The sequence below is a fragment of the Arsenophonus endosymbiont of Apis mellifera genome, from assembly GCF_903968575.1.
GTDB lineage: Bacteria > Pseudomonadota > Gammaproteobacteria > Enterobacterales > Enterobacteriaceae > Arsenophonus > Arsenophonus apicola.
The window spans coordinates 166,991-179,319 of sequence record NZ_CAJCFU010000060.1 but is presented as its reverse complement, the minus strand read 5'-3'; the positions used below and the strand labels follow the sequence as shown (position 1 = coordinate 179,319).

Annotated in this window: 12 protein-coding genes and 1 pseudogene; 8 read left to right on the top strand and 5 right to left on the bottom strand. The window is 35.0% G+C overall.

From position 1 onward, the window contains the following. Nucleotides 1-67: 67 nt before the first annotated feature. On the bottom strand, nucleotides 68-475 hold the full coding sequence (gene gloA / locus H1X92_RS09880; protein WP_180559977.1) for a lactoylglutathione lyase: 408 nt from the start codon (nucleotides 473-475) through the stop codon (nucleotides 68-70). Between the two features lie 880 nt (nucleotides 476-1,355). Here gloA and slyA point away from each other — a divergent pair. Further along, on the top strand, nucleotides 1,356-1,790 hold the full coding sequence (slyA, locus tag H1X92_RS09875) for a transcriptional regulator SlyA (protein WP_026823660.1): 435 nt from the start codon (nucleotides 1,356-1,358) through the stop codon (nucleotides 1,788-1,790). A gap of 95 nt (nucleotides 1,791-1,885) precedes the next feature. On the opposite strand, the gene H1X92_RS09870 is transcribed toward slyA, so the two are convergent. Next, on the bottom strand, nucleotides 1,886-2,353 hold the full coding sequence (locus H1X92_RS09870; protein ID WP_180559976.1) for a glycine zipper 2TM domain-containing protein: 468 nt from the start codon (nucleotides 2,351-2,353) through the stop codon (nucleotides 1,886-1,888). Nucleotides 2,354-2,676: 323 nt separating this feature from the next. On the opposite strand from H1X92_RS09870, the pseudogene anmK reads away from it, so the two are divergent. The 4 genes and pseudogenes from anmK to pdxY all read left to right on the top strand — a co-directional run bounded on the left by anmK (nucleotide 2,677) and on the right by pdxY (nucleotide 6,892). Then, nucleotides 2,677-3,789, top strand: a pseudogene (anmK, locus tag H1X92_RS09865) (anhydro-N-acetylmuramic acid kinase). Between the two features lie 35 nt (nucleotides 3,790-3,824). Then, entirely contained in the window at nucleotides 3,825-4,478 is a 654-nt protein-coding gene (gene pdxH, locus H1X92_RS09860) for a pyridoxamine 5'-phosphate oxidase (RefSeq protein ID WP_180559975.1), read from the top strand. A 115-nt stretch (nucleotides 4,479-4,593) separates the two neighbouring features. After that, entirely contained in the window at nucleotides 4,594-5,868 is a 1,275-nt protein-coding gene (gene tyrS / locus H1X92_RS09855; RefSeq protein ID WP_180559974.1) for a tyrosine--tRNA ligase, read from the top strand. Between the two features lie 160 nt (nucleotides 5,869-6,028). Further along, nucleotides 6,029-6,892, top strand: coding sequence for a pyridoxal kinase PdxY (pdxY, locus tag H1X92_RS09850; protein WP_180559973.1), 864 nt, complete (start codon nucleotides 6,029-6,031; stop codon nucleotides 6,890-6,892). 69 nt (nucleotides 6,893-6,961) lie between these two features. Here pdxY and gstA read toward each other — a convergent pair whose 3' ends face one another. Together gstA and H1X92_RS09840 are read right to left on the bottom strand one after the other, a co-directional pair. Beyond that, on the bottom strand, nucleotides 6,962-7,576 hold the full coding sequence (gstA, locus tag H1X92_RS09845) for a glutathione transferase GstA (RefSeq protein WP_180559972.1): 615 nt from the start codon (nucleotides 7,574-7,576) through the stop codon (nucleotides 6,962-6,964). A gap of 167 nt (nucleotides 7,577-7,743) precedes the next feature. Further along, nucleotides 7,744-7,938: a YegP family protein gene (locus H1X92_RS09840; RefSeq protein WP_180559971.1), complete on the bottom strand. Its 195-nt coding sequence runs from the start codon at nucleotides 7,936-7,938 to the stop codon at nucleotides 7,744-7,746. A gap of 360 nt (nucleotides 7,939-8,298) precedes the next feature. Here H1X92_RS09840 and H1X92_RS09835 point away from each other — a divergent pair, with 360 nt between their 5' ends. From H1X92_RS09835 to H1X92_RS09825, 3 genes are all read left to right on the top strand, one after another. After that, the gene (locus H1X92_RS09835; protein WP_180559970.1) at nucleotides 8,299-9,024 is read left to right on the top strand and encodes a hypothetical protein; all 726 of its coding nucleotides are present in this window, start codon (nucleotides 8,299-8,301) and stop codon (nucleotides 9,022-9,024) included. Nucleotides 9,025-9,042: 18 nt separating this feature from the next. Further along, on the top strand, nucleotides 9,043-9,714 hold the full coding sequence (locus H1X92_RS09830) for a hypothetical protein (protein ID WP_180559969.1): 672 nt from the start codon (nucleotides 9,043-9,045) through the stop codon (nucleotides 9,712-9,714). A gap of 452 nt (nucleotides 9,715-10,166) precedes the next feature. Next, nucleotides 10,167-11,288 (top strand): hypothetical protein, encoded by a 1,122-nt coding sequence (locus H1X92_RS09825; protein WP_180559968.1) that lies wholly within the window; start codon nucleotides 10,167-10,169, stop codon nucleotides 11,286-11,288. Between the two features lie 98 nt (nucleotides 11,289-11,386). Here H1X92_RS09825 and fabI read toward each other — a convergent pair whose 3' ends face one another. Next, nucleotides 11,387-12,178, bottom strand: a complete 792-nt coding sequence (gene fabI, locus H1X92_RS09820; RefSeq protein ID WP_180559967.1) for an enoyl-ACP reductase FabI — start codon at nucleotides 12,176-12,178, stop codon at nucleotides 11,387-11,389. Between the last annotated feature and the right edge of the window lie 151 nt (nucleotides 12,179-12,329).

The window sequence follows — 12,329 nt, the reverse complement described above, 5'->3', positions numbered from 1 at the left end:
AAAATGCATTAAATTGGCTTAAGTATAGAAAATGTATGGATAGTTGCTCAATCAATGACGTTCAGGATCAGCTACCTAAAGCATTACTGGCATTTTTATTTTCAATCAGTTCAATTTTATAGCCATCAGGATCTTCCACAAATGCAATAATCGTTGAGCCGCCTTTGACTGGCCCAGCTTCACGCGTCACTTTACCGCCTGCTCGACGTATGCTATCACATGTATCTGCAACATTATCAACCCCTAGTGCAATGTGACCAAAGGCGGTGCCCATCTCGTAATGCTCAACACCCCAATTATAGGTCAATTCGATCACAGCCCCTTTACTTTCATCATCATAACCGACGAAGGCAAGTGAGTATTTATATTGCGGATTTTCACTTGTGCGTAATAGACGCATACCTAATATTTCAGTATAAAAGTGAATTGAGCGTTGCAGAGAACCAACACGTAACATGGTATGAAGTAAGCGCATACAAGCCTCTTTTCTGAGTTTAAAAACCATTCATTACATATATTAATATAACGTGAACTTTACTATTATTTCAATTTATATAGTTGGTTGATTAATTAAAATTTACAATATAATTGATTGTATAGCTTTAGTGTTGAACATTGGCTGCTTAAGAATGTCTGTATACTAACTTTATAATCGCTATTCATTATAACTAATTGCTTATGTCATTATAAGCTATTTATTATCATAATATTGTGAACGGAACAATTACTTTCATTTGTTAATTATGCATTGGTAATGCATAACAATTACTTTTTTATTATCACTAACGATTAATGCATTTATTTATTACTTAGCTATATTTTTATATTTAAATTATTTGTTGACTTATTTGCTTATTTTATTTGGTATTATTTATTTAAGATATAATATGTTTTTATTAGTTTTTTTTCAACTTTCAGGTAATTTATTAAAAATCAATATAGACTTAGTATCTAAGTATAGCTGAATAAATGCTTTTAAGAATATTTATAATAACTTGTTTTAAAATGGTTTTTATTTTTTATTGTCTATTTTTTGCAAATTAAAAATAATATTAATATAAAAACATATAGAATAGAATTTAGATGAAGGCTATTCTTATAAGGATATTTAACTAATCGCCTTTTATTTTATTTAGTAAATAAGTGGGTAATGATTAGAACACTAATTAAGTTAATTTAATATACTAATAATGAAATATAAATTTATATATTATTATGCTAAATATAAATTTAATTACTTACTCATTTCTATACTAACATCTTAGTGAATAGAATTTGATATATATTTCTAGGATATTAATTGGCAATTTAATAATTATAGATATAGATGGTATTCTATTTTTAAGGAGGAACAATTGGAATCAAAAATAGGAACTGATCTTGCGCGTTTAGTTCGAGTCTGGCGGGCATTGATTGATCATCGTCTGAAACCATTAAAGCTCACCCAAACTCATTGGGTAACCTTATACAACATTAGCCAGCTACCGCCTGATCAATCACAAATTCAATTGGCCAAAGCAATAGGTATTGAACAGCCATCGCTAGTTAGAACCCTCGATCAATTAGAAGAAAAAAAATTGATTACACGTCACACCTGTGTCAACGATAGACGAGCAAAAAGAATTAAATTAACAGAAGAATCGATGCCATTTATTAAACAGGTTGATGATGTAATTGAAAAAACACGAAAGGAGATATTAGGAGGTATTACACATGATGAATTAAATACACTTTATTCATTGATATTAAAACTCGAGCAAAATATTATTCGGTTACATAATCATTCATAATAAATGATAGAATAATAAAAAACAGATAGCATTATAATTTAATGCATACGCGGCTAATTATTTAAATTTAGCCGCGGTATGCTATTTTAGTTGAGTTAACGAGGTGAAACAGTAATGCTATTTCCACTTCCTATAATAGATACACGTTGGTTAATACGGAAACTGTTTGGATCACCTTTTTGCACCACAGAGATAATGCGGCCATTATCTAGCCTAATTTCCAATTGAACGCCTTTTGTTTTGTTAAGTGCCCCTTGAACATTTTGACCGGCAACACCGCCTGCGATCGCGCCCGCAGCTGTTGCAAGGGTTTTTCCTGTGCCCCCGCCAACTGTATTACCCAATAGTCCACCAAGAACAGCACCACCTAGTGCACCTATGATGTTTTCGTCACCACCAGCCTGAATATTAACCGGGGTTATGCGAGTAACTGTACCATAGGTTACGCTTTGTACTTGTTTAGCTTGTGAAGCGGTATAAGTGTCCCCAGAAAGACTACCTGTATTTATACAGCCGGATAAAGCTGTAACTGTAAAAATACCGACGAGAACTTGCTTTAACATGATGACTCCTTTTGGAAATCTGATTTACAGTGTAATAATAATCATGAATACACAGACATCATAATTTATTATATATAAACTAACTGGATAATCAGACAAATAGCAAAATTAATTTACTTTCTACAATCTAAATATAGTCTAAACATTAATAATTTTTCCTTAAAGTAATAAATTCAGTTTAATAAATTTATATTTAATTAACATATTTTCAAATTATTATTTTTATGTTTTATTTCAATCGGTTAAATAACTAAAAAAAACATGACATTAAGTATATTGAATGACTGAAACGAAGTATAGAGAAAAATAATCAGAGGACAAACATGAAAGCAGGTCGTTATATAGGCGTTATGTCAGGTACCAGCCTTGATGGAGTTGATGTTGTTTTGGCTGAGATTGATGACAAAAATGTAGTTCAATTAAGTGCGATTTCATTTCCTTTTCCCACAGAATTAAAAAATCAAGTCTTGTTAATATGTCAAGGTCAAGCGGTCACCCTGGCAACAATAGGTGAAATTGATTATCAGCTCGGCACCTTATATGCTGATGCAATCAATAACCTATTGAAACAGCAATCATTACCTGCCACGGAGATTACCGCTATAGGGTGTCATGGGCAAACCGTTTGGCATCAACCTACAGGCCAAAGGCCTTTTACTCTGCAATTAGGCGACAATAATAGAATTGTTGCGTTAACTAACATCACGGTAGTAGGCGATTTTCGCCGTAGAGATATGGCGTATGGTGGGCAAGGAGCACCTTTAGTACCCGCTTTTCATCATAAAGTACTTAGTCATCCAGATGAGAATCGCATTATTTTAAATATTGGCGGCATCGCTAATCTCACTACTTTATTCGGGAATTCAATAATTAAAGGCTATGATACCGGACCTGGAAATATGCTGTTGGATATCTGGGCTAATCAACATTTAAATAAACCTTATGATAATAATGGCGATTGGGCGCGAACAGGGCAAGTCAATGCGTCGCTTCTGGCTGAAATGCTAGCGGATCCCTATTTTAAGCAGCCAGCACCAAAAAGTACCGGCAGAGAATATTTTAATTCTGCTTGGTTACAAAAATAATTAACACCTTACTCAAATTTATCACCAGAGGATGTACAGGCGACGTTATCACAATTAACCATCCGTTCAATTGTTGAACAAGTTTTACTTTATGACCAGCTAGATTGTTTATTGGTTTGTGGTGGAGGCGCTAAAAATAGCTACCTTATGGCAGGCTTAAGCGAATTGTTAACCGATATTATGGTAGCACCAACAGATAAATATGGTTTGAGTGGTGATAATATGGAAGCTTTGGCTTTTGCGTGGTTAGCCGCTCGTACCTTATCGGGTTTGCCAGGCAATTTACCTTCTGTAACTGGTGCTAGTCAGGAAACAGTATTAGGCGCAATTTATCCGGCCAATGGTGCATAATATGATATCCATCAAAACAAGACAGAGGCAAAAAAATGGCAGAAAAAATGCAGTTGGATATTGCTAATTTAAGACGGGAATATACTCAAGGGGGCTTAAGGCGTAAAGATTTAACCGACGAGCCATTGGTTTTATTTGAACGCTGGTTAAAACAGGCTTATGAAGCAAAATTAGCCGATCCGACTGCCATGTGTGTTGCTACGGTAGATAGTGATGGACAACCCTATCAACGAATTGTATTACTCAAGCATTATGATAAAAATGGACTCATATTTTATACCAATTTATCTAGTCGCAAGGCACAACATATCGCCCATAACAATAAGGTCAGTTTACTATTTCCTTGGTATCAGTTAGAGCGACAGGTTTGCTTCCTGGGTAAAGCAGAAAAACTTTCTCCACTTGAAGTAATAAAATATTTTCATAGTCGACCAAAAGATAGTCAAATTGCGGCTTGGGTTTCACGGCAATCAGCAAAAATTTCCGCTAGAAGTCTATTAGAAAATAAATTTCTTGAATTAAAACAAAAGTTTAAAAATGGTGAAATTCCTTTACCTAGTTTTTGGGGTGGATATCGAGTCAGATTTGACAGTGTTGAATTTTGGCAAGGTGGCACTAAACGGTTACATGATCGATTTTTATATCAATGGCAACATGATCATTGGCAAATTGATCGCTTGGCGCCTTAAACGGAAAAATGATTTTTAACTGGCACTTATTTGACTAGCGTTTTATTCTATTGCGCTTATTTATATTATATTTATCCACAAAATCGACGAAATAAAAAAATTGATGGAGTTATTGATGGTTAGCAAGAACCTTATTGAACAATTGCAAGAGCGGGGTTTAATTGCCCAACTGACGGATGAAAAGGCATTAATAGAGAAACTATCCCAGGGATCAGTGACGCTCTATTGTGGATTTGATCCAACCGCTGATAGCTTGCACTTAGGGCATTTGGTTCCTTTGCTATGTTTAAAGCGCTTTCAGCAGATGGGTCATCAACCGGTAGCTTTAGTGGGTGGGGCGACAGGTTTAATTGGCGATCCTAGCTTTAAAGCTACTGAGCGTAAATTAAATACGAGTGAAACGGTTCAGCAATGGGTTGAAAAAATCCGTCAACAGGTCTCGCCATTTCTGGATTTTGATTGTGGAAAAAATAGCGCTAAGGTTGTTAATAATTATGACTGGTTTGGTCAAATGGATGTCTTAACCTTTTTGCGCGATATTGGCAAACATTTTTCTGTTAATCAAATGATCAATAAAGAAGCGGTTAAACAACGTCTTGAGCGCGATGATGCAGGTATCTCTTTTACTGAATTCTCCTATAATCTATTGCAATCTTATGATTTTGCTAATCTGTGCCATCAACATAATGTTGAATTACAGATAGGCGGCTCTGATCAATGGGGCAATATTACTTCAGGTATTGATCTAACTCGTCGTCTACATCAAAAACAAGTTTTTGGCCTAACGGTACCACTAATTACTAAATCTGATGGCACTAAATTTGGGAAGACGGAAGCGGGGGCAGTTTGGTTAGATCCACAAAAAACCAGTCCATATAAGTTTTATCAATTCTGGGTGAATACGGCCGATGCGGATGTTTATCGTTTTCTTAAATTTTTTACCTTTATGCCAATTGAAGAAATTGACGCATTGCAAGAAGAAGATCAAAACAGCGGTAAAGCGCCGAGAGCGCAGTATGTATTAGCGGAAAAAGTCACCCAGTTAGTACATGGTGATGAAGGCTTAAAGGCTGCCAAGAGGATCACAGAAAGCCTATTTTCCGATACCATTGCGGCATTAACCGCAGCAGATTTTGCCCAGTTAGCGCAAGATGGCATGCCGATGATCAAACTAAATGCCGAGGCAGATTTACAGCAGGCTTTAGTCGAGGCAAAATTAGTTCCTTCGCGCGGTCAGGCAAGAACGATGATAAGTTCGAAGGCGGTAGCGATTAATGGCGAAAAATGTGTTGATCCTGAATATATTTTTACTGCTGAAGATCGTCTATTTGGTCGCTATTCTTTAATTAGGCGTGGTAAAAAACATTACTGCTTAATTAATTGGCAATAATGAGTGCGCCCAGCGTAAATGTAATCATCTTAAGGTTTATCTAATATAGCAATTAACTTATTGGTATTTGTTAGATTAATTACGAATATATTAATTGCTTGTTTAGCTTGTAATCATTTTTTATTACAGCAAATATTATTAAAAATAAAATGAGTGGTATATGAAAAGCGTTCTTTCGATTCAGTCGCATGTCGTTTTTGGCCATGCGGGTAATAGCGCCTCGGTTTTTCCCATGCAACGGCTGGGAATTGATGTCTGGCCGCTAAATACTGTTCAATTTTCTAATCATACACAATATCCACAATGGACAGGTAGTGTCATGTCATCTGAACATTTAACGGATATTGTTAACGGTATTGCTCAGATCCAGCAATTAAAACATTGTGATGCGGTTCTCACGGGCTATATTGGTTCCGCTGAACAAGGAAAAGCGATTGTTGATATTGTTAGACAGATAAAAATAACAAATCCGGCGGCTTGGTATTTCTGTGATCCGGTGATGGGACATGCTGAAAAAGGCTGTATTGTTGCCCCAGGGGTAGCAGAATTTTTATGTCATGAAGCTTTACCTATCTGCGACATAATGGCGCCTAACCTGTTAGAGTTGGAAACATTAGTTGGAAAATCAATTACTAATGTGGAACAAGCAATATCAGCGGCGAGAGAATTGTGTCTGAAAGGGCCTAAAACGATTTTGGTAAAACATCTCAGTCGTGCCGGTTATCATGCCAACTGTTTTGAAATGCTATTAGTGACTAAAGCGCATAGCTGGCATATTAGTCGGCCCCTAATTGATTTTGGTAAACAGCAACCGGTCGGGGTTGGCGATTTAACCAGCGGTTTATTGCTAGTCAATTTATTAAACGGTAAATCGCTGCCTAGTGCATTAGAGCACGTAGCAGCCGCGGTTTATGAAGTGATGCTAAAAACCAAAGCCATGGAAAAATATGAATTACAACTGATTGCTGCGCAGGATAAGATGGTAAATCCTACTCATCACTTTAAGGCGCTACAGCTTGATTAATTGTGTTATCTAATGACATTGCTCTTCAAATTAATGGGAACTTGAAGAGCAAAAAATAAAAAAACAATCTCAGATTAAACCTTCTGTTGTTAATGCTTCTTGTACACTTTTACGTGGGCTAATTTTTTCTTCAATATACTGTTTTAGATGTTGATATTGACTAAGATCCACATTAACGGCTGTAGCCCAACGATTGATAGTAAAAAGATAAGCATCTGCAATAGTAAAGTGTTCACCGCAGATAAATTTCCGCTTAGCCAACAAATTTTCTATATAGCTGAATTTTGTGATCAAGGATTTTATCACTATCTCGCGGTAATTATCTGGCGTTAAAGGTGAAAATAGCGGGCTAAAACCTTTATGTAATTCCGTGGCAATATAGTTAACCAATTCTAGCTGATGATAACGTTGTAGGCTGCCCATAGGTGCAATTAATTTATCATTTGATCCTGCGGCTTGATCGGCAATATATTGTAAAATAATCGCATTTTCCGTTAAAATATCATGGTTATCTAACTGTAAGACCGGTACCTGGCCTTTAGGATTAATCGTATAAAAATCCACGTCTTTCTCGGTACATTTTTTCTTTAAATCAACCCGTTCAATACTAAAATCTAAGTCAGTTTCTCTTAACACAATGTGAGGAGCCAGTGAACAAGCGCCGGCAGAATAATAGAGTTTCATAGTGACATTCCTTTGGATTTGATAGGGTTTATTGCTGTTAAAATAACAGCATAGCAGTTGCTAAAAATTTTATTACTTTATTTTTATCTTGGCTAAGAACAATAAGAGAAAGGCGCTAAATGAAAAAGCTGCCATTATCTGCAGCTTTTAGATAAGGAATAAACAGATCAAGTTTCGCTGGTGAGATCTTTAACTTGTTTGGTTGGGCCATTTTTTTGTACTGAAGCAATCCCTTTTTGTACTGCAGCTTTGGTTTTATACATCTCACTGGTGGCAATAACTTCATGATTAGCGGCTTTTAATACAAAGTAGTATGGTTGATCAGTACTTTTACTACTTTTTTTAATTTCATAGTAACCCATGCGTGCTCCTATTGAAAAGAATGCTAATAACTTATTGAATATGGCTGACATTTTAATAACCTTAACACCCTAGAGTATATTAATTTAACCATCTCTAAATATGGAAGTAGTTTGAAAATTTGTCAAATTTATAGGTAGTTAGATTAAATTAATATTATTTACCATTTAAATAAAAACTATATTAGTGTCTCAAAGTAATATAAAAAATATTTATTATATTATTAAATGTCTAATTAAATATAATTAGTTTTTATATAAAAAGTTGCTCTGGTTATGACGATTTGAATGTAATTTGATATTTATTTTTATTGGCTAATTTATAATTATTATTAGGATAGATAAAATCAATAGGGAGTCACAATGAGTTATAACAATGCCACCATGCCAATTTCGTTAACATCCTATAAAAAGCTAAATCCAGATAGAGAGTTTATAGCGATTAAGTTGTATCCGGTTTCTAAAGAGATTAACAGTATTAACAATAGCGCTCAACGTCTCGCCAATAACGAAAAACTCAATGATAGTAGATTAAGTAGCGAAAAAAATATAGTTTCAACACTGTCCAATTTTTCTGTTTTTCTTAATTCCCATTTACATGATGTTTTTATTACTGCAAAAAATGCAGAAAACGTGTTACAGCTTGCAAAATTTCAAAGTGCAAATTTATATTCTGCGCCTTTTGATGTAATTAGAGAAAAAGAGCCTATTTATCATGTCCCTAATGATGATATTGCAAAACAACAGTCTGTCAATTACGCAGCTCATTATAGTGTTATTGGCGCCGAGCTCAATAATGACGAAGTTTATTCTTATCCGCAAGAATATGCTACGGTAGGAGAAGAGGCCCACATTTATGACGAAATTGACTATGCAACTATTGGAGAAAAGGAGGAGCATATTTATGAAGAAATTGACTATGTTACTATTGGAGAAAAGGAGGAGCATATTTATGAAGAAATTGGCAATTATGCCAGTGATAGAGCAACAAACCAGTTGCATAGCAACAAAGAGATAAATTTAACTAAGCCAAATGATTTTTCTTCTCTTGAAAAGACGGTTTTTACAGCAGTGGAGCTCATTAATTAACGAAATAAGATAACGCAGTTGGCAAAACGAACGTTTGCTGCGCCTAAATTTTTTATTTCTCGTCTTGCTAGCTCTATATGGAATACTCTGTTTGGTGCGAAAAATGAATCAGTGATAGTAGCGCCTGCTGAGTTGGTCGCTCGCGCTATGCGGACTAATATAGGCGGAATTTGCCATGCTTTAAATAAACAGATAGCAAATGGTACAGTTGACGGTATTTTTCGGCAATCTCCTGATAGTGCAACATATAATAAAAATAATGCAGCTCAACTAGTTAAAGTCTTTAATAGCGATGAGTGTTATTCAGATCCAATCGCGTCGGCATGGATGGTAAAGTACTATATAGCTGAAAATTTACCTAAAATAACTATCGAAGAATTTAATGATAGTAAAAATCAAGATGAATTTAATGGTTTACTTGATAATAAAATTAATCAAATAAACTGTGAAAGGACACGAGAAAATATACAAGCCTGTTTTAGCACTATTGCAAAAGCAGTAAATCTGGCTGAGCGATTAAAGACGAATAATGGGGAAATAAAATTAACACAAGCTAGTATTATTGGCTCAATGTTAACCGCCTTTATCGAAAAATCTACAGATCCGTTGGCTGAACTCAATTTCATGAAAGATAAACAAAGCCAATTTTCCAACATGATGGCAAAATATGTTGTTAATAACGATAAGTAAATAAATATAATTAAATGTCTGCTAAAATATGCCTTATTATTAACAAATTAATAATTATTTTGTGAGTAATATTTATTAGCAGACTTTATTTAATTATTTCTTATTAAAAATTTGTTTTTTATTTGCCGGGTTAACATAATTATTGCCAGCGGAATAATATTTGCCATCTATTTTTAACTTAATCTTAACAATAAGATATATTTTTCCTTTAATATATATAACATAATATAACAATATAATATCTAACGTTATTTTTTGTTATATTGACTATTCATATAATTATATAAACTCATTTTATAACTATTTCATTTTCTACAAATAATATATTTACTGTTTATAAAAAGTTAGTTATTTATTTTGTAGAAAATAGAAAAGCTAAATTTAGTATTGGTGTTATTTAATTATATTTACACTTGTCGATGCAAATATATAAAATAAATAATGGAGTTAAAATGCGTTTAGATAGTTTTTCCAACACCAACAATACAGAACCATCATGGACAGAAGCAACCTCAGCAACTTCGGTAATATCAACAATTCAAAGAAGCTTTAATAATTTTATCAATACAGTAACGAGTTTGGTAAATAATTTCACGGGAGTAAAAAATAGTTCCAGTGAATTTGAATGGAAATCAAGGGATGCATTTAGCTATTCATCCCAACCGCTAAAATTTCCCGTTGAATTACGTAAAGTAAGTTCATTATCGTCAGATGGAATGACTTTAACCAACCAAAACTCGTCAGAGGTAGCACGATCATCTTCTGTAAAATCCGAAAGCACGTTATTAAAAACACCAGAGTTGGCACGATCAACTTCTGTGAAATCCGAAAGCGCTATTTTAAATGAAAAACAGCAGAAAACTGGCCTCAATGGTTTTTTCAAATTTAACATGTCTACTTTTTGGCAGAAAAATGTTTCCTCAACCAATGATAATGTTGATCAGAATAAAGTAGCAGCAACTAAAATTGCTGAAGTTGCTAAAGCGTGTGTTGAAGAAGCGATGCACACCGGTATTGGTGGAATTTGCGCCAATTTAAATCAACATATTAGTAACAAGTGTGTTGAAGGTATTTTTAGGGGAGATCCTAGTAGCCAAATTTATAATAAAAATGATAATAGCAAACTGATTAAGGCATTTAGTACACCAGAATTACAATCTGAATCCATCGCGTTGGCCTGGATGGTAAAAACCTATTTAGGTGAATTTTTTCCCAAAGTCACAATGGATGAATTAGATATAATTATGACAATGGATAAAAGTGTGCCAGATGAAGTGCAACAATTAGATCAGGTCGTTGCACAAGAGGAATTTAAAAATTTAATTGATGACAAAATTAGTACGATTGGATCAGAGGAAACACAAAAAAATCTGAAAGCTTGCTTTGCCTCAATGGCACAGGCACTCTGTTTGATTAAGAGTGATGACAATATTCAAGGCTTAACAAAATCGAGTATTGTGACATCAATGTTACCCAGGATCATCGATATAACGCCTGCACAATTTATGAGTTATACCGCAAATACAGGTAGGATCACCGATTTGATGGCAAATTATCTTACTAGCCAGCATTAATTTATCTAACTAACAACAGCCCGCCTTTAAATGATATTCTTGATTAGCCAATATATTATTGTTGGTATATCAATTTATTGGCGGGCTGATTATCCTTATTAGGCCTTTAATTCCAGTTCATTCATTGCAGCAATACTGAATCCACCATCAACATGCAGAATTTCACCGGTAACTCCCGCCGATAAATTAGAACAGAGAAAAGCGGCACAATTGCCAACATCTTCAATCGTCACCGTGCGGCGAATCGGGGTCACTGATTCACAATGTGATAGCATTTTACGAAAATCTTTAATGCCTGAGGCCGCTAATGTGCGGATTGGACCGGCTGAAATACCGTTAACTCGAATAGCTTCAGGCCCCATTGCGTTAGCCATATAACGAACATTTGCTTCCAAAGAGGCTTTTGCTAATCCCATAATGTTATAGTTAGGGATCGCGCGTTCAGCACCCAAATAGGTTAGAGTGACCAGAGCAGAATTAGGATTTAACATACTTCGGCAAGCTTTTGCCAACGCAACAAAGCTATATGAACTAATGTCATGGGCAATGCGAGATCCCTCGCGGGTAACCGCATCAACATAATCACCATCAAGTTGATCGGCTGGTGCATAGGCAATTGAATGGACAAAACCATCAAATTTAGGCCATACTTTTGCCAGCTCGGCAAATAATGCCGTGATACTTTCATCGGAAGCGACATCACATGGCAAAACAATACTAGAGCCAAAGTTGTTTGCCATCTCTTCCACGCGAGATTTCAGCTTATCTCCTTGATAACTAAAGGCCAGTTCAGCGCCTTGTTGGTGCATTGCTTGTGCAATACCGTGAGCAATAGATAGTTTACTGGCTAAACCAGTGATCAGAATGCGCTTGCCGCTCATAAAGCCCATAAGCCGTATCCTTGTAAATTTTTAAATAATAATACTAATGTACACAGCATAAATTATCTATTGTAAATAGTATTTATGCATTATTTGTTTGATAAACGGCAAAGAGTTTATCATGACAGAAGAAAATATGTTGCATTACCTCGCTGATCCG